The organism is Pseudofulvimonas gallinarii (assembly GCF_004343305.1).
Lineage (GTDB): Bacteria > Pseudomonadota > Gammaproteobacteria > Xanthomonadales > UBA2363 > Pseudofulvimonas > Pseudofulvimonas gallinarii.
Window position 1 is genome coordinate 267,496 of the sequence record NZ_SMAF01000002.1, and the last position, 17,904, is coordinate 285,399.

Sequence of the window (17,904 nt, forward strand, 5' to 3'; positions counted from 1 at the left end):
AGGCAGTGTAACGCCAGACAATTGAAAAAGCGAACCGGCTCAGGATGATGGCGCGGATCGTTCAGTTTCACCCGTCCCGATGAGGGGTTGACGGCAGCGGAACAGCCTGACCGGAACCAGGTTGCGCCACTCCGTCTCGCGCTCAACCACGGCAAAACGCGCCCGCAGCGGCTCCAGGACATGGTTGGCGTACTGGTACACCCGGAACTCGCCTTCGGGCGCCAGCGATTGCGCCACGGCGTCCAGGATGCCGTCGCGCACGTACGCCGGCATGGTGCTGAAGGGAATGCCGGAGATCACCAGGTCGGTGTCCGCCCATTGCCGCGCCGCCAGCTCGCCTTCCAGGTCGGCGGCGCTGGCGTTGACGATCTCCAGTCGCGGATCGGGAAATCGCAGTGCCAGTTCGCGCACGAAGTCGGTATTCATCTCGATGGCCAGCAGGCGCGCCTCCGGCGCCATCGCATCCAGCACCGCACCGGTGATGGTGCCGACGCCCGGACCGAACTCGACCACCCTGCGCCGATTCGACCAGTCCACGCCGTCGAGCAGTCGCCGCACCAGGGCCGGCGAACTGACGGCGAAGGTACCGACCATGCGCGGGTGCTTGATGAAGTTCACTGCGAACACCCAGGCCTGACGCAGTCGGCGCCGGGTCGATGGGGAACCAGTCCTTGCGGTCAAACCGGCGGATTCATCCATGGCTCAAAAGCCTAATGCGACACCTGTCCCGTTGGCACCCCCGCCGCGTACGCCGTCGTGCCGCACTGCAGCGTAACGGTGGCCGCGCTGGCGGGGCCGGATTCCATCAGCGGCCGAGTTCGAAAACCACCTGCAGCTCCACCGACAGCGTATTTTCGCCCGGCGCCACCGGCGTGGTTTCGGCCATGTCCATCTTCGCCATGGCCATCACCGGCATCGGCTGGATGAAGCCGCCACCTTCGGAAATGCTCACGATTCGACGCACGCGCATGCCGAGCGCCTTGGCGTAGGTTTCCGCACGCGCCTGCGCCTTGGCGATGGCGGCGACGCGGGCTTCGTCGTACACCGGCTCGGGATCGTCGATCTGGAAGCCCGGCCCGTGGATCTGGTTGGCGCCCTGCCCGGCCAGGCCATCCATCACTTCGCCAAGGCGGGCGAGGTCCCGCACCTTGAGGCTGACGGTGTTGCTGGCCTGGTAGCCGGTGATCGCCGGCGCCTCGCCCTGCGTGTAGCGGTACTGCGGGCTGAGGCTGACGCCGCTGGTCTGGACGTCCTTGTCGGCGATGCGCAGCGAACGGATCGCCGCCATCACCCGGTTCATCTGCTCGGCGTTCTGGCGCATCGCCGCTGCGCTGTCGGCGGCCTGCGTCACCACGCCGATGGACAGCGTCGCGACATCGGGCGCACGGCTGGCTTCGGCGCGGGCCGACACCGACAGCAGCGTGCCATCACTGGAGACCGCCGCCGGAGCGGGTGACTGGGCATGGACGGACATGATGGAACCTCCGAAGGCGAACACCAGGGCGGCAAGGATGGCGATGGCAGGATGACGCATGATCGACTCCACGGCTGCGGTACGGATGGCGGACAGCATGCGGGCGCGGTCGGCAACGGCTCCTGAAGCGCAATCCGGCCGGTGCGGATTCCCGGTCCGATCCTGCCACAGCCCTGCCGGAAACGGCGGGCTACAATCGCCGCCATGCTGATCATCGATACCCATGCGCACATGCTGCCCCGCGACTGGCCGGACCTTTCGGCCAGGTATGGCGATCCCCGCTTCCCGGTGATCCACCACACCGACGACGGCCGCCACCGCATCTACCGCGAAGGCAAGTTCTTCAGGGAGATCTGGCCGAACGCCTGGGACGCCGAAGCACGCATCGCCGACTACGCGCGCTTCGGCGTCGACGTGCAGGTGGTCTCGACGGTACCGGTGATGTTCTCGTACTGGGCCAAGGGCCATCACGCCCTCGACCTGCACCGCAACCTCAACGACCATCTCGCCGAGGTCTGCCGGCAGTGGCCGCAGCATTACATCGGACTGGGCACGGTTCCCCTGCAGTCGCCGACGCTGGCGATCCGGGAGCTGGAACGCTGCATGGACCAGCTTGGCCTGGCGGGCGTGCAGATCGGCAGCCATGTCAACGACTGGAATCTCGACGCACCGGAACTGTTCGAGTTTTTCCAGGCCGCCGCCGATCTCGGCGCGGCGATCCTCGTCCATCCCTGGGACATGATGGGTCGCGAGTCGATGCCGAAATACTGGCTGCCGTGGCTGGTCAGCATGCCGGCCGAGCAGTCACGCGCGGCCTGCAGCCTGATCTTCGGCGGCGTGCTGGAACGCCTGCCGCGGCTGCGCGTCTGCTTCGCGCATGGCGGTGGCAGCTACCCGTACACCATCGGCCGCATCGAACACGGCTTCCGCATGCGGCCCGACCTGGTGGCGACCGACAATCCGCGCAATCCGCGCGACTACTTCGGCCGCATCTGGTTCGATTCCTGCGTGCACGATGATCGCGCGCTGCGCTACCTGCTCGATGTCGCCGGCGTCGACACGGTGATGCTCGGTACCGATTACCCGTTCCCGCTGGGCGAGCAGGAACCCGGCAGCCATATCCGCAACCTCGGTCTCGACGAGACGGAACAGGCACGGCTGTTCCACGGCAGCGCGCTGTCCTGGCTCGACCTGCCGGTCGAACGCTTCCAGCGCGCCGCAAGCGCCTGAGGGCCCTCGAGGTGCTGCGCAGGGTCGTGGATCAGTCCATGCCCTGCAGGTGACCCAGCCCTGCCCAGTAGAACGGATGCCGGAAGGCGCGGCTTCGGCGCAGTGCCAGCTGGGCCTGGCGAAGCGCCGTCACAGGGGTGCCGTTTTCTTCGGCCAGCGCGCGATAGAACGCGGGCACCCACACCGCCGACGCGCTGTCGCTCAACTGCCAGTTGGCGGCGACGACATGATCCACCCCCGCCGCAGCCAGCGCGGTGGCGAATCCGATCGCGGCGCTGACGGCGGCATCGCTGTCAGCCAGCTGGCAGGCGTTGAGCACGACGAGATCGGCCGCCAGCGGCGTATCGGCCAGGCCCAGCCAGCTGACGAACTGCGGCGCGCCGCCTTCGCCCTCGGGCTCCAGCCATAGGCCTGCCAGGCCCTGGATGCCGCTGCGACTGACGCCGTGTGCGGCGACATGAAGCCAGGTCCCGGCTCGACCCAGCAGCGCCTGCAGCTGTGCGCGCCCGCCGGTGCGACCGCCATGGGTGCGGACCGGGGCCTGCGGGAAGGCGGCGGCGACAAGACCGGGTTCGCGCTCGGCGCCAGCCAGCCAGGGCAGATCCTCCGAACCGGATCCGGCGGGCGCCGCGGCGACCAGCAGATCGATGCCATCGGGTCGCTGCAGCGGCGCACGTTCGTCGCCAAGGCGCCGGCTGACGGCGATGTCCTCGACCATCGGCCAGTCGCGCCCCGGCCAGGGCAGGAGCGCGAACGGCACGGTGGCGAGATGGGGATCCCAGTCGATCCACAACTGCGACGGTGGCGCACCCAGCGCGGGCGGCAGCAGGTCGGCGGACAGTTCCGCAGCGACGCGATGGACTTCCGCCGCCGATGCGTCGCGCTTCTGCACCAGGCCAGCCAGCGTCCGGACGCGCGCAGCGAGGTCAGACGGCGACGCCAACGTCAGCAGCTTGAGCTGCCCTTCCCGTTCGACAATCGCCAGCGCGCCTTGCTCGCCGACGCCGAATGTCAGCCGTGCCACGCCGGCGGGCGCCGGCTCGGGCGAACGCAGCCGCGGCAGCGATTCCGCCGGCAGGTCCGACGTTCCCGCGGAAGCGAACAGATACAGCAGCGAATGCTGCGCACGCATGCGCGAGGTCGGGTCGCCGGCATCCCCGGTGCGTAAGAGGCCGGTGAGTTCGCGATCCAGTTCCGCGTCGGCCTTGCGCACATCATCGCCGCGGGGTTGCAGCAGGTGCATGCCGTACATCCAGCGCAGGCGCCCGCGGATCGCGCCGGGTTCCGGACGGTCGCCTTCGGGAAGCGCCAGCAGGGCATCGATCCAGGTTGCGACCAGCGAGCGTGACTGCCGCAGCAGCATCTGTCGCAGCGACGGCATCCGGGCCGCCTGCACCAGCTTGCGGTGACGGGCCAGCGCCACTTCCAGACCGGCACGGGCGTCATCCGCGCGTCCGGCACGCAGCAGCGCGCGTGCGCGCAGCCGCTGGATGTCCAGCCACTGCTGGATGTCCTGCACCTGCCCGGACAGCGCATCCATGCGCGCAGCCAGGCTCGCCGATTCGGCGGGGCCTGCCACCAGCACCGCCTGTTCGCCGCGCGCCAGTTCAATCTGTATGGACTGCCAGGGCGAACCCGGATCGCCTTCCGCAAGCAGGCGATCGATGACGGGCCAGGCGCGCTCGTCGCCGGCGCGTGCCGCCAGCAGCCAGGCAGCCAGTTCTTCCAGCCGCAGGCCGCCCTGCGCATACAGCACTGCGGCTGCCTCGGCCGCCTCCACCGCCGAGGCGAGGTCGCCCTCATCGAAATCCAGGCGTGCCAGTACCGTAGTGGCAGCGGCGATGCGCTCGGGTGCGCCAAGCCGCGTGTACAGGTCCAGCGCCTGCAGGGCCATGGCACGCGCTTCCAGCGGCGCGGCGATGCGCTGGTACTGGCGCGCCGCCTGCAGCAGCACGTTGGCGCGGCCGCGTGTGTCGTCCACCTGTTCGACGGCGTCGAACGACGCCTGCAACGCAGCCAGCGCGTCCGGGAAACGGCCTTCGGCGGCCGCCACGCGGGAAACGCTCAGGTGCAGCCGGGCGTGGATGCGCGGTGGGAGCCGATCGGCGTAGGCGCGGGCGCGCTCGATGTCGCGCCGCGCGGCCGCCGGGTCGCCGCGATCCAGGTAAAAGGCGGCGAGATTGTTCCAGGTGTTCGCCGCCTCGACGATTTCCCCCAGCGCCGCGAAGGCATCGGGAACCGGCCGGAGGCAGGCCGCGGCTTCGGCAAGGCGCCCCATGTCGTCCAGCATCAGGCAACGCGCCGATTCGGCGCGCAATGCGTAATAGGGTGCCGCGGCTTCGCGCGCCATGGCGGCCGCGCGAATGGCCGCATCCAGCGCGGCGTCGTAATGGCCAGCATCGGCCAGGCGCTCCGACAGACCCAGCGTCGCCGCTGCGGCGCGCGCCGGCTGGCCCAGCCTTTCCCAGACTTCGGCGGCACGCGAATACAGGGTGATTGCCGCAGCGTAGTCACCGCGTTCCGACGCCCGTGCGGCCGCCTCGTGCAGGTGGAAGGCGGTGCAGGTGCCTTCAGGAGCACGCCATTGCCGCGCCAGGCTGGACCAGCCGGGCCATCCCCGTGCAACGCCATCCAGGCATTGCGCCAGCTGCTCGACTCCGGCGTCCTGGCCACAATGCAACCGTACGTGTGCCGCCCCCGGCTCGCTGTTCCGGTCGTCGAGCCTGATCTGGACTCTGTCCTCGACCGCCACGCGTACCAGCATCTTGCCCCAGCGGGGTGGCCGCGGCGAGACGGGTGTGAAGTCACCGGCATCGCCGGTGCGCCAGGCCAGATCCCGGCCGCGTTCGCCGATTTCCAGGAAGGCGGAGGTGTCGTCACGGACAGCCAGGACCGTGTTGATGCCGGCCGGGATCGCGACCTCCACATCGACGCCGCAATGCAGATCGGTGGCGGGGGGCGCCGCACTTGCCGACAGCGGACAAGCGGCCATGACAAAGGCGGCCCATCGGGCCGCCTTGCCATGCAGTAACGGAGATCGCCCTTCAATCCTCTTTTGCGCGACCTTCTTCGTCTTCCACACGCGGCGTATTGCCAGCCTGGCGAACGGGAACGCCATGGATGCGGTTGCTCATGATTGTCTCCTGGATGATTGTGGCGGGTTTGTCAGCGGATTTCGACCTGGCCCGGCGCAGCGGGGCGCTCGCCGTCGTAGCTGGTTCCGATGTAGAACACTTCGACATGCACCTGGCGAATGCCGTCTTCCGTGCGCAGCAGGTACAGGTAGAGATCCAGTCCGTCAGCGCTTGCCCGCGCCCAGAGGTTGTCGAATCCCGATACGCCCTCGAGACGGACGTTGCGGTGCACGCGATCCGGAATGCCAGTGCGCGCCAGCACCATCTCATAACCCTGGCCTGCGCGTGTGACGCAGATGCGGTCGCCCTTCTTGATGTAATCGGCACCGCCCCGCGACGACGGCGTGTCGATCGTGTGCAGGGTCCAGCCTTTCCTGCCGGGCAGCGGCAGCAACGCGTCCAGCGTCTCCCACGCCACGCAGTTGATCCCGCTCGAACGCTTGAGCACGTAATCGGTCATGTCTCCCTCCATATGTCATGAACAGTGGCCGGCGCGTTTCCCGCATCGACACCGCGCCCCGCGGTTGCGGGGGTGCACGGAACCAGAAGGACCGGCGGTCCGAAGCCGGCTGGCGCCTCCACGCCACCCCGGCAATACCGGCCCCTTCCGGGGTGCAGGGTGGCTACAGCGGGAATGTCAGACGGGTTCCGGCAGTACGCCCGTCTGCAAAATCGATTTCGATCCGGAATTCGCCGCGGCCGCGCCAGGACGCCGGAACCAGGTAGGTCAGGTAGCCGTCGGTCGAGGGCGAGGCCGGGGGCAGCGGCGTCGCCCGGCCATCGTGCACCGCCTGCGCCGACACCACATTGGCACCCGGAGGGAGCGGCAGTTCGTAGACGCGCACCGGCGCTGCCGGATCACCGGCCTCCTCGCGCGGCGCGGACAGCTCGCCGCGCAGGGTGTCGAAGACGATCCGCGACGGCGCATGGGTTCCGGCATGGATATCGCCCAGATACGGGGAGCCGAGCCAGCTCAGGCCGACACCGAACACCAGGCCGGCGGCCAGCGCAAGCCATCCGGTCGGGCCCTGATGGGAACGACGCGTCTCGCGCACGCCGCTGGAGACGTCCGAGACCCGGACGTCCTTGAGCGCGCCGGCATCCTCGGCAATCGCCGCACGCAGCAGGTTGTCGGCGTCCAGTTTGGCAATCAGGTGAGGCTTGTCGAGAAGGTAGGCTTCGAAAGCCTCTTCCTCATGGGCTTCGAGCTCGCCATCCAGATAACGTTCCAGCCAGGCGTGCTCCAGCCAGTGCGGCAGGTCCGCACTCAACTCGGAAATCCCCGTCATCCGTTCATGCACTCCGTTGCCCGCCATCGCGGCGGACTTCCTGCGTCTCAGGAGTCGGCAAGGGCGCCGTTGTCCCACCCTCCTGGACAAGACCCGCCCTTACCAGCAAGGTTCGAAATCGTTCCCGTGCCCTGTAGATGACACGATGGAAGTGTCCGGCTTCGATGCCGAGCTCGGTGCAGATGCGTTCCTTGTCCGCCTCATTGAGATAGAAGCGGACGAGCAGCTCGCGATCGCGCTGCACGGGCATCTCGGCCACCAGTTGCCGGATGGCCAGCGCCACGCGCTGGTTCTGGAATGCGATCGCCGGGTCATGCGCATCCGGCGCGATCATCACGACGTCGTCCAGAGGGACCGACTCCGCGCGCATGCGCCGACGCCGGTATTCGCTGGTGCAGGCGTTCACCACCGACGTGCGGATGTAGGCCGGCAAGGCACGCGGATCCTTGATGGAACCGCGGCGAAGCTGCTCGAGAAGATGGCAGATCACGTCCTGGACGACGTCGTCCACGGCCGGATCACCGGGCCGGCAGTGCCGGCGGGCCAACGCATAGATACCGGCGCGGAACTGCCCGATCAGCTGGCCTTCTGCCTGGCGGTCGCCCGCGGCGATGCGCCCGACCAGCGGCAACCACGTCTCCTGTCCCTCGTTCGCCTTCCCTGTGCTCACCACAACCCCGCATCCATCCATGCTGCTGCCGCCATCCTACCCGGAACACACGGCGGCAACGACCCGACCACACGGCTAACATGCCCGGAGTGTGATCCATTTAACGGAGGAAGCCTGTGAATCGATGGCGACGACGGCTGGCGTGGTCTGCGGGAATGGTCGTGATGCTGGCCGGACTGGTCATTCTGTCGGCCTGGATTCTGGTCCGGGGCAGTCTTCCGGCACTGGACGGCGAACACCCGCTGCCCGGCCTGGCAGCCACGGTCTCGATCGAGCGCGACAGCCAGGGTATCGCGACCCTGCGCGCCGGCAGCCGCGCCGACCTGTCGCGCGCACTGGGCTTCGTGCATGCGCAGGAGCGCTTCCTCGACATGGATCTGGCCCGGCGCGTCGCCGCCGGTGAGCTGGCGGCACTGGTCGGCGGTGCAGCCCTGCCGCTGGATCGCCGCCACCGGCTGCACCGCTTCCGTGATCGTGCAACGCGCTGGCTGCAGGCGCTGCCGACGCAGGAGCGCGCCGCGCTGGATGCCTACGGCGACGGCGTCAATGCCGGGCTCGCCGCGCTGAGCGTGCGGCCCTGGCCCTATCTGCTGCTGCGACAGCAGCCGCAGCCTTGGCGCAGCGAGGATTCACTGCTGGTCGTACTGGCGATGTTTTTCGACCTGCAGGAGGGCGACAACCGTCGCGAACGCCAGCTCGAACGTGCACGCCGCCACCTGTCCACAGAGGTGTTCGACTTCATCGTCCGCGGCGGCACCGAGTGGGATGCACCGGTCACCGGCGAGGCCATGGCCGACCCGCCCCTGCCTGGACCCGGACTCATCGACCTGCGACGACATCCTTCGGTGCAGCCCGACGACATCGCCGCCAGCCTCGACGCCGCCACGCCGATGCTTCCGGGCAGCAACAACTTCGCCGTCGCCGGCACGCTCACCGGCGACGGCCGCGCGCTGGTGGCCGACGACATGCACCTGGGACTGCGGGCACCGAACATCTGGTACCGGCTCGGGTTCGAATACACGGAGGGCGGGCGCCGCGTGCGCGCGGATGGGCTCAGTCTGCCCGGCGTGCCTGCGCTCGTCGTCGGAAGTAATGGCCACGTCGCCTGGTCGTTCACCAACAGCTATGGCGACTGGCAGGACCTGGTGCGGCTGGACACCACTGATGACGGGCTTTCCTATCACACGGCCCATGGCAGCGAACGGTTCATTGAATTCGAGGAGTCGCTCGAAGTCGCCGGCGGCGACCCGGAAACGCTGCGCGTGCGGGAAACCCTCTGGGGCCCGGTGATCGGCGAGGACAGCGACGGTTCCGCGCTGGCGCTGGTCTGGACCGCGCATCGGGACGGCGCGGTCAACGCGACCCTGTCCGAACTGGAACGCGCCACCGACGTGGATGCCGCCGTCGATGTCGCCAGGCGCGCCGGCATCCCCGCCCAGAACATGGTGGTGGCGGACGCCTCGGGACGGATCGCGTGGACACTGGCCGGGCGTATTCCGCTGCGTCGCGCCGGCCACGATCCGGCGCGCCCCGTCGACGGGCGCACGCTCGACGGCGATCTGTGGCTGGGCTGGGTCACCCCGGAAGACGCACCGGGCGTGATCGACCCGCCGAGCGGTCGGTTGTGGACCGCCAATGCGCGCGTGGTCGATGGCGACGCGCTGGCCGTCATCGGCGATGGTGGTTATGACAATGGCGCCCGTGCGGCGCAGATCCGCGATGGCCTGTTCGCACGCGAGCGCTTCAGCGAAGCGGACCTGCTGGCCATCCAGCTCGATGACCGCGCGCTGTTCCTCGAACGCTGGTGGCGCCTTCTGCGCCGGGTCATCGAGGCGGCGCCGGACGACAGCGCCCTGTCCGGGCTGTCCGCTGCGACCGCGATCTGGGATGGCTGCGCCTGCACCGACAGCAGCGCCTACCGGCTGGTGCGCGCATTCCGCGGCCGCGTGCATGACATCGTCATGCGCGGCCTGGCGGCGCCCGTGCGCGCGCACGATGGCGATTTCACCTGGCCGCGACTCGGACAGAACGAAGGCGTGGTCTGGCAGCTCCTGCGCGAGCGCCCGGCGCACCTGCTGCCGCCTCCGCATGCCGACTGGAACGCCCTGCTTCGCGCTGCCGCGCGGGAAGTCGCCGAAGCGCTGGAAGACCAGCCGGGTGGCCTTGCGGCTCGCACCTGGGGCGAAGCCAACACCGTGCGGATCCGTCATCCCCTTTCCGGTGCGCTGCCGGGCTGGCTTGCGCGCCATCTCGACCGGCCGGCGCAGGCATTGCCGGGCGACGCCTTCATGCCACGCGTGCAGGGCGTCGCCTTCGGCGCATCGCAGCGTTCGGTGATCGCGCCGGGCGCGGAGTCACGCGCGCTCGCGCATGCGCCTGCCGGCCAGAGCGGGCATCCCCTTTCGCCCTATTACGACGCCGGCCACGATGACTGGGCGGAAGGGCGCGCGTCGCCGCTGCTGCCGGGACCCCCGCACTGGACGCTGGAACTGGTGCCGGCGCGATAACCGGCCCCGGTCATCCGGCGGATCGAAGCCGAAAGGCACCCGAAAGGCTGCCCAATGGGTGGCCTTTCCGCCTGCCGCGAGGCCAGCGGCGCCGACAAGCGTCACGGCAGGACCCAGCCGGTCCGCCGCCGCACCCCCTCGCGGATCTCGATGGTCGTCGCGCGTGAGCCAGCCGTCGCATCCAGGCGCGCAGGACACGCGGCACGCGCCGATTGCCCGCGCCTTTGCTATGGTTCGGCCACGGCCCGAGCTGGCGGAGGCGCCTGTGGGCGGCCGGTCGACCCGGGACGACCTGCCTGCGGCCTGCCCCGTGTGCGGCTGGATCTGAACGTGCCTGTGTAACTTTCACATCCATAGGAAACCCCACGATGAGCACCAATCCGACCCCTTCCGCCGCCGACCCGCAAGCCACGGTCGTCCGCGCCGCGCCGCCGAAGGTTGCACTGCGCGGCGTCACCGGCGCGTATTTCGGCAAGGTCATCCCGCTCACCGCGCGCCTGACCATCGGGCGCGGCAGCGACTGCGACCTGGTGATCGACGAAGCGGAAATGTCGCGCCATCACGCCGTCATCGAATCGACCTCCGCCGGCATCCGACTGCGCGACCTCGGCTCGGCCAACGGCACCTTCGTCAATGGTGCATGGGTGCACAACGCGGAACTCAAGGTCGGCGACCAGATCGGCTTCGACCGCAACCGCTTCCTCATCGAATCGATCGGCGATGCCAACGCGCGCGCGCGCGATGCCGCATCCCAGCCGGCGCCGGCAACCGGTGAGGCGAAGAGTGGCGGCCCGTCGGCTGCGATCTGGGTCGTGATCGCGGTGCTGGTCGCCGCCGGCGCGGCAGCCGCCTGGTACTTCACGCGCGGCTGATCCGCGCCTTGGGGTCGGGGGCCTGCCCGGTTGCGACAGGCCCGTGACCGGCGCCGCCACTCATTGCAATCGAAGGTCAGTCGGCGGCAACCAGTACAGCTCGACCTCGCCCAGTGCGGCACGCGCCACCCAGGCCGTGCCGCCATCAGCCGATACCGCCATACCGTGCGGCAGCAGCGTCGGCATCGTCCACGGCGTTTCCACCTCCCCACCTTCTCCGTTCAAGGCGCGGCGCATGATGCGCACGCTGCCGTCCGCCTGCGGCCGCTGCAGGAACAGGTGTGAAGCGCTCAAGGTCCAGGTGGCCGGCTGCGTGCTGCCAAGATGCAGCCCGCCGCCATCGCAGTTGACTTCTTCGACGTTGCAGCGCCAGAGCATCGCGTCGTCGCGGAATTGCACGTACAGGCCGCTGTCCTGCACCAGATACGTCGCGACCGGCCTTTTGACCACCCGTTCGGCCGCGCCGGCGCCGGGCCGCAGCCGCCAGAGCTGCTGGCCTGCAGCCGGGTCATCGCGCAGGAACCACAGCGTCCCGTCTGCCGTGCCCTTGACCGCATGGACACCGGTCGGCAGTCCCGCCACGCGCTCCGGCGCAGCAGCGTCGAAGCGATAGCGCCAGGCGACACTCTCGCCACCGGACCGCCCAACCAGCAGCAAACCGTTGCTGTCCGGCAGCCAGGATGGATACAGCCACAGCGTATTCGCCGGCAAGGGCAGGCGACGTTGCCCGCCACTGTCCCGATCGAGGATCCAGATGGAATCGGGACCTTCGCGGTTGGACTGGAAGGCCAGCAGCCGTCCGTCGGGCGACAGCGCGGGATGACCATCGCTGCGGGAGTGTCGTGACAGCCGCCCTTCGCTGCCATCGCCTCCGAGCTGCCAGATCGGCGCCTGGTAACGGGCCACCTCCCAGATCAGCGCATCATCCGCTGCGCGATCGGGACGGCGGGCACCGGGCCCGCCGAGCAGCTGGCGCCTGCCATCCCGGATGTCCAGCGACACCAGGGCACGCGTCCCTTCGCTGTCGGTGGCAAGGAGCAGGTGGTTGGCGTCCAGCCAGGCCAGGCCGTAATGCCGTGCCGGGACGTTGCCCAGGCGTCGTGGCAAAGCATCACGTTCGTCCAGGGCCAGCAGCATGACATCCCGATCCGAGGAGCGGCCACGCAGGAAGGCGATATGCCGGCCATCCGGTGACCATCGCGGATCGGCATCATTGCTGGTGCCGGCTTCGATGGCCGTCACCGCCCGTAGTGCAGACGTCGGAAGGTGCAGCTCCGCCAGCCCGCGATGATCGGGCGCCGAATAGAGCAGGCGTTGACCACCAGCATCGAGGTCAGGACAGCTCGGTGTCTCGCCCGCGCACGTCGCCAATGTCTGCAGGGTGCCGCCCGCAACAGGAACGCGCATGATGCGGCATCCCGAGGCATCGTGCCGCGCCCAGATCAGGTCCGCGCCATCGGCGGAGAACTGCGGGCACACGTCCCAGCCGCCGTCATTGTCGAACCGGCGGTCAAGCCGGCCATCGCGGGAGCGCACATGGATGACCGCGCCCTCGCCCCCGTTGGTGACGGCACTGAAGGCATAAAGTCCCCCTTGGCGGGAAAACCGGGGCATGAGGTTGCGTTCCGACGCACCCGCCAGTGGACGCGCGTGGACCAGATCCGCAGCCGACAGGCCCGGCGACGTGGTGTCCGGCCGCGGCCCCCCGCACGCCAGACCACCAGGTCGCCACCAGCACCGCGACCGCCGCCGCAAGCGCCGCCACAACGACAACCCGACGTGATGCGGAAGACTTGATGAACGCCGCGGGTGCGGAGGACTCCGCCGTCGCGTCGCTGCCGGGATCCCCGGAGTTGATGAACGCCGCTTCCTCCGCGACCAGCTCGACAGGCACGCAAAGCCGGTAGCCGAGCTTGGGCACGGTCTCGATCATCGAGGCTTGGCGGGCATCGTCGTCGAGGGCGCGACGGAGGTCGGCGATGGCGCGCGAAAGCACTTCATCGTTGACCATCCGTCGCTGCCACACGCGCGCCAGCAATTCCTCGCGGGTCACCGTACGCCCCGCCGCAGCCGCCAGGCAGCCCAGCAGCGCGACCAGACGCGGCTGCAGCCGCCGCAGCTCCCCGCCACGCTCCAGCTCATGGCGATCGACACGTACCCGCCAATCGCCGACGCGGTAGTCGGTCAGCGCTGCGTCGCTCATGCCCTTGCCGCGCAAAGCATTGAATTCATGAAAAACGGAGAAAAAAAGGACATGGAAGTCAGGCGGCGGGTACGGCGATGGCGATGCTGGAACCTTCGTCACACGGAGGTACCACGATGCGCATGTTCCTGTTCCTTTCCCTGCTCGCCACGGCTGCGACGGCTTCCGGCCGTTGCCCCGACCGGCTGCTGATGAGCGCCTACTTTAGCGGCAACGTCCATATCTACGATGCCTGCACCGGGCAGCATCAACGCAATCTCGGCACGGGCGGCCAGCTTGGCGGCGCGCAGACCACGCGCATCGGTCCGGACGGGCGCCTCTATGTCGTCGCCGAGGAACGCGACCGCATCGTCCGCTTCGATGCGGCGAGCCTCGAATCCATCGATGAACCCGTGCGCTTGCCTGACGGCTTCGGTGCGACCGGAATGGAGTTCAGGGACGACGAGATCTGGATCGCAAGCTACAACCAGAGCCTGGTGAGGCGTTTCAGCCTCGCCACAGGCGCCAGCCGGGGTGACGCCGTACCCACGAATGCGGGTGGACTACGGGGCGCCGACAACGGCATGGTTTTCGGACCCGACGGCAGACTCTATGTGCCGGGGTACAACAGCCACAGCGTCGTCCGCCACGACCCGGCGACCGGCTCGACCTCGCAGTTCATCGCGCCGCGCTCCGGGGGGCTGTACCAGGCGCGCGGTATCCTGTTCGAACCGGGGCGCGACACGGTCCTGGTGAGCAGCGAAGGCAGTGGTCAGGTCCTGCGCTATTCGGCGGTGAACGGCAGCTTCATCGGTGCACTGGCCACGGGCCTGAACAGGCCGACCGGCATGGTCTTCACACGCGATGGCCACCTTCTCGTCGCTGTCGCTGCCGGCGTCGTGAAAATAGACCCGCAGAGCGGCCATAACCTGGGCCTGTTTGCACAGGCCAGCGCCGGCCAGGCCTCCGGTCCGACCTATCTCAGCCTGATACCCGCTGAGGACGATGCCGCCACACCGATCGATGTCGAACAGATGGGTTCCCAGTTCTGGCTGACCGGTGCGGCGCCTGTTCATGAGCGGGCCATCGACATCGACACCGTGGTCGCCTCGTTCGGCGCCGCATTCGGTGATGACTTCGCTCCCGACGACGTCCAGCACCGTCGCTGGGGAGCGGCACGCATCGAGTTCACCAGCTGCACCACCGCCCACCTCAGCTGGAACTCGTCCGGTGCGGATTCCGGCGGCTTCGGCCGGGGCGGCCATGTCATCCAGCGCCTGCTGAGTGGCGCGGCGACCTCACGCTGCCAGGCCCAGGGCTTCGCCCATGCGACCGGGACGGAATGGATAACCGGCTCCTGGTACGGCGGTGCCGCGCGCAACGGCGAAGGTCTGATGATCGACGTGAACGAGGACGGCGTCGCCTTCGTTGCCTGGTTCACCTATCGGCCGCGCTGACAGCGGCGTCCGCCGGCGCCGCCGCGCGACGGCCGGGTCCATCGTCAATGGCTGCGGAAGCTCGCGATAACCAGGCGTGTCTTTCCTCCAGCCTGAAACCGATCCGGGAACGGCGGCGTGAGGACCAGGGTATCGGTCATCGCAAGCGGCTCCCCCGCCATCGTGACGAAGCCAACGAGGACGTGGACGACGACGGCAATGACACCCGGATTGACCGTCCACGCCATGGCTTCGTCGATGTCGACGAGGTCGATGGAGGCGACGAGGCGCGATCGCCGCCACATCAGGTTGAGGTCACGCGTCGGTCCGTCGCGCAGCCGGCAGTCGACGTCATCCTCGCCCGGAAAGTCGATGCGCGGAGCGGACGGGACGACGGTCCGGTCCGGTTGCCCGGCGCGGCGCAGCGACATGCCGGCGCCATCGAGCAGGAGCAGGCAGCGGTCGATGCCGGGAAACCGGGAGAACGGTCCGTCCTGCTCGATTTCGGCGACCGATATGCGCCAGTCCCAATCGCTGTCGGCCCCGGCTGCGTCGACGGCGCCGGCCCCCGCGCTTCCCATCGCGATTTCGCGCGTCCAGCCACCATCGTTGCGCCAGCGCACGCGCGCCGCCTCTTCCAGTGCAACCTTGCGCACGGACATCTGATCTGACTCCCGGATCGATGTGGACAACGACATGGGTCATGCAGGAAGGACGACTTCGGCGACGCAACCGCTGCGATCGGTGCGGTTGCGCAGGCGGAGACTTCCGCCGTGTGCTTCGACGATCTGCCGCGCCAGCACCAGCCCGATGCCGGATCCACCGGGCTTGGTGGTGAAGAACGGCACGAACAGGTTCTCGCTGCCGGACAGGCCCGGACCTTCGTCGATGACCTCGATACGGACGACAGCCGCCTGCACGATGGCGTGGATCGACACACCACCCTGGAGGGCCACGCTGGCTTCGGCGGCATTCTTGACCAGGTTGATCAGTGCCTGTTCGAGCTGGTCGGGATCGACTTCGACATGGATGCCCTCGGCAATGTCCGAGGAGACCGGCACCCGCGTTTCCAGCGTGCGTACTCGCGCCAGCAGGCCGGACAGATCGACGCTGCGCTTGCGCGGCGGCGGCAACTTCGCCAGCGCCGTGTAGCCGGCCATGAAACGCGCCAGCGCGTCGGCGCGCTCGGCGATCACGCCCAGTCCGTAACCGGCATCCTCGCGCCAGTCCGAAGGTGGCGGCTCACGCATCAGCAGGTCGGCCAGCGTGGTGGCCATCGACTTGATGGGCGCCAGCGAGTTGTTGAGTTCGTGGCCAAGCACGCGGATCAGTCGCTGCCAGGCGCGACGTTCCTCTTCGCGCAGTGCCTGCGAAAGGTCGGTGATGGTCAGCAGGTCGTTGCGCAACCCGCCTTCGCGGAACACCGCATGGCGGACATCGAAGGTGCCGGCGCCGCCCGGGAATGCATGCTTGATCGTCGCGGCATTGTCGATGGCCAGGCTGTCGTCCAGACCCAGTTCCGAGGCAAGCAGCCCCTGCACCTCGTCCGCCTTTCGCGCGAGCAGGCGTTCGCCGGCCGGATTGATCAGGCGCAAGCGCTGCTGCGAATCGAAGGCGAAGATGGCGATGTCCACCGCCGCCATGACCTTGGTGAGCAACGCCAGCGTTTCCTCGACGCGCAGTCGCTGCTGCCGCAGCGTCTCGCTCAGCGCATTGATTTCCCAGATCACCTCGCCGATGGCATCGCCGCGGCGCGCGCGCGTGCCGCGCAGGCTGAAGTCGCCTTCGCGGAGTGCTTCCAGCAGGTTGCTGAGCGTGTACAGCGGAAAGACGACGCGGCGACGCAGATAGGCCGCCATCGCCATGCTGAGCAGGCAGACCGGGGTGAACAGGCCCAGCCAGGCCTGGCTGTCGGCGCCCGACCACCACAACCAGCCGGCCAGTGCGACCAGACCGGGAACCGCCGCCATCATGGCGAGCAGCAGGACCCGGCGTTCGTAATTCAGGCCACGCTGGGAATTGGGCTGATAGGGACGCATGGCACCGTCACGCATTCGGGAGGCCATCGTAACGGCTCAGCCGGCGTAACGACGAAGGGCCCGCGAGGGCCCTTCGATTCGACCCGATGCTCGCCCGCGCTCAGAAGCGGAGGCGGGTCGCCACCAACACCATGCCGAGCACCATCAGCAATACCACCCAGGGGCCGCCAATCGGCATCGGGATGGCGTTGTAGTTCTGGCGCACGACCGCATCAGCGCTGCACGGCGGTGGCGAACCGCTTGGGGCGCAGCGCACGATGCTGCCGGGAGTCGCCGACACGGTATTCACGATGGCGGCGGGCGGATTGGTCCGCAGTTGGGCCGCAACGGTGTAGACCAGCTGCGCGCCGATGGGCAGATCCGGAATGAGCTCGTTGATCGCACCATTGCCGCTGCCATTGGGGCACCAGGCGCCGGCACATGTCCATTCGAAGCTCTCTACGCCGGCGGGAAGGGGATCGCTCAGTTGCACGTTGGCGAGGGGCAGCGAACCTGCATTGGTGACCTCGATGGTGTATGTCAACACCACGGGTGGCGTCCCTGGACGTGGTGTAACAGATCTGCCAATAGCTCCTGCTTGTTCATTGGGTTAGGAGCGTTGTAGGAGTCATCGTGGCGACTTGGGTATGTTGGGTTTTGCCGACTCAACCAACCTAGGACCACCACGATGACCGACATGAGCATGAGCCTTGCGGAACTGATTGAAAAGGGCTCGGACAACGATCTGCTGCGCGACATGATCCAATTCGTTTGCCAGCGGATGATGGATCTGGACGTCGAGGGCCGCTGCAACGCGGCCTTGGGCGAGCGCAAGCCTGGCGAGCGCCTGGTGCAGCGCAACGGATACCGCGACCGCGAGTGGGACACGCGCGCCGGGACGATCCCGCTGCGCATCCCGAAGCTGCGCCAGGGCAGCTACTTTCCCGGGTTCCTGGAACCGCGCAGGACCGCGGAGAAGGCGCTGGCGGCGGTGATCCAGGAGGCCTATGTCCAGGGCGTGTCCACCCGCAACGTGGACGCGCTGGTGAAGGCGATGGGCATGGGCGGGATCTCCAAGAGCGAGGTGTCGCG

General features: G+C 68.4%; 16 protein-coding genes. 5 read left to right on the plus strand and 11 right to left on the minus strand.

What is annotated here, in order from left to right; genetic code table 11:
* Nucleotides 1–39: 39 nt before the first annotated feature.
* A complete protein-coding gene (locus EDC25_RS02845; protein WP_132577213.1) occupies nucleotides 40–618 on the minus strand; it encodes a class I SAM-dependent methyltransferase in 579 nt (192 codons plus the stop codon).
* A gap of 187 nt (nucleotides 619–805) precedes the next feature.
* On the minus strand, nucleotides 806–1,534 hold the full coding sequence (locus EDC25_RS02850; protein WP_123522252.1) for an SIMPL domain-containing protein: 729 nt from the start codon (nucleotides 1,532–1,534) through the stop codon (nucleotides 806–808).
* A gap of 144 nt (nucleotides 1,535–1,678) precedes the next feature.
* Here EDC25_RS02850 and EDC25_RS02855 point away from each other — a divergent pair, with 144 nt between their 5' ends.
* Nucleotides 1,679–2,704, plus strand: coding sequence for an amidohydrolase family protein (locus EDC25_RS02855; protein ID WP_123522154.1), 1,026 nt, complete (start codon nucleotides 1,679–1,681; stop codon nucleotides 2,702–2,704).
* 31 nt (nucleotides 2,705–2,735) lie between these two features.
* Here the strand turns inward: EDC25_RS02855 and EDC25_RS02860 are convergent, their stop codons facing one another.
* The 4 genes from EDC25_RS02860 to EDC25_RS02875 form a co-directional block, all read right to left on the minus strand.
* Nucleotides 2,736–5,696, minus strand: a complete 2,961-nt coding sequence (locus tag EDC25_RS02860; RefSeq protein WP_123522155.1) for a CHAT domain-containing tetratricopeptide repeat protein — start codon at nucleotides 5,694–5,696, stop codon at nucleotides 2,736–2,738.
* A 173-nt stretch (nucleotides 5,697–5,869) separates the two neighbouring features.
* Nucleotides 5,870–6,298, minus strand: a complete 429-nt coding sequence (locus EDC25_RS02865; protein WP_123522156.1) for a hypothetical protein — start codon at nucleotides 6,296–6,298, stop codon at nucleotides 5,870–5,872.
* 163 nt (nucleotides 6,299–6,461) lie between these two features.
* The gene (locus EDC25_RS02870; RefSeq protein WP_123522157.1) at nucleotides 6,462–7,154 is read right to left on the minus strand and encodes a hypothetical protein; all 693 of its coding nucleotides are present in this window, start codon (nucleotides 7,152–7,154) and stop codon (nucleotides 6,462–6,464) included.
* On the minus strand, nucleotides 7,132–7,797 hold the full coding sequence (locus EDC25_RS02875; RefSeq protein ID WP_164484052.1) for an RNA polymerase sigma factor: 666 nt from the start codon (nucleotides 7,795–7,797) through the stop codon (nucleotides 7,132–7,134). The genes EDC25_RS02870 and EDC25_RS02875 overlap by 23 nt, the downstream gene beginning before the upstream one ends.
* A gap of 155 nt (nucleotides 7,798–7,952) precedes the next feature.
* On the opposite strand from EDC25_RS02875, the gene EDC25_RS02880 reads away from it, so the two are divergent.
* Together EDC25_RS02880 and EDC25_RS02885 are read left to right on the plus strand one after the other, a co-directional pair.
* Complete coding sequence (locus EDC25_RS02880; RefSeq protein ID WP_123522159.1) at nucleotides 7,953–10,304, plus strand: penicillin acylase family protein; 2,352 nt, start codon at nucleotides 7,953–7,955, stop codon at nucleotides 10,302–10,304.
* Nucleotides 10,305–10,672: 368 nt separating this feature from the next.
* Nucleotides 10,673–11,176 carry an FHA domain-containing protein gene (locus tag EDC25_RS02885; protein ID WP_123522160.1) on the plus strand — a complete coding sequence of 168 codons (504 nt, stop codon included), beginning with the start codon at nucleotides 10,673–10,675 and terminating at the stop codon, nucleotides 11,174–11,176.
* Between the two features lie 60 nt (nucleotides 11,177–11,236).
* On the opposite strand, the gene EDC25_RS02890 is transcribed toward EDC25_RS02885, so the two are convergent.
* Together EDC25_RS02890 and EDC25_RS02895 are read right to left on the minus strand one after the other, a co-directional pair.
* Entirely contained in the window at nucleotides 11,237–12,790 is a 1,554-nt protein-coding gene (locus EDC25_RS02890) for a TolB family protein (protein ID WP_123522161.1), read from the minus strand.
* Entirely contained in the window at nucleotides 12,687–13,481 is a 795-nt protein-coding gene (locus EDC25_RS02895) for a winged helix-turn-helix domain-containing protein (RefSeq protein ID WP_132577214.1), read from the minus strand. The genes EDC25_RS02890 and EDC25_RS02895 overlap by 104 nt, the downstream gene beginning before the upstream one ends.
* A gap of 14 nt (nucleotides 13,482–13,495) precedes the next feature.
* Here EDC25_RS02895 and EDC25_RS02900 point away from each other — a divergent pair, with 14 nt between their 5' ends.
* Nucleotides 13,496–14,815 (plus strand): Vgb family protein, encoded by a 1,320-nt coding sequence (locus tag EDC25_RS02900; protein ID WP_132577215.1) that lies wholly within the window; start codon nucleotides 13,496–13,498, stop codon nucleotides 14,813–14,815.
* Between the two features lie 44 nt (nucleotides 14,816–14,859).
* Here the strand turns inward: EDC25_RS02900 and EDC25_RS02905 are convergent, their stop codons facing one another.
* The 3 genes from EDC25_RS02905 to EDC25_RS02915 form a co-directional block, all read right to left on the minus strand.
* Complete coding sequence (locus EDC25_RS02905; protein WP_164484053.1) at nucleotides 14,860–15,486, minus strand: HutD/Ves family protein; 627 nt, start codon at nucleotides 15,484–15,486, stop codon at nucleotides 14,860–14,862.
* Nucleotides 15,487–15,495: 9 nt separating this feature from the next.
* Nucleotides 15,496–16,833 (minus strand): sensor histidine kinase, encoded by a 1,338-nt coding sequence (locus EDC25_RS02910; RefSeq protein WP_123522253.1) that lies wholly within the window; start codon nucleotides 16,831–16,833, stop codon nucleotides 15,496–15,498.
* 100 nt (nucleotides 16,834–16,933) lie between these two features.
* Nucleotides 16,934–17,362 carry a DUF11 domain-containing protein gene (locus EDC25_RS02915; RefSeq protein ID WP_165910868.1) on the minus strand — a complete coding sequence of 143 codons (429 nt, stop codon included), beginning with the start codon at nucleotides 17,360–17,362 and terminating at the stop codon, nucleotides 16,934–16,936.
* 138 nt (nucleotides 17,363–17,500) lie between these two features.
* Here EDC25_RS02915 and EDC25_RS02920 point away from each other — a divergent pair.
* The coding region (locus EDC25_RS02920; RefSeq protein WP_207905697.1) for a transposase at nucleotides 17,501–17,904 on the plus strand (404 nt) is incomplete at its 3' end.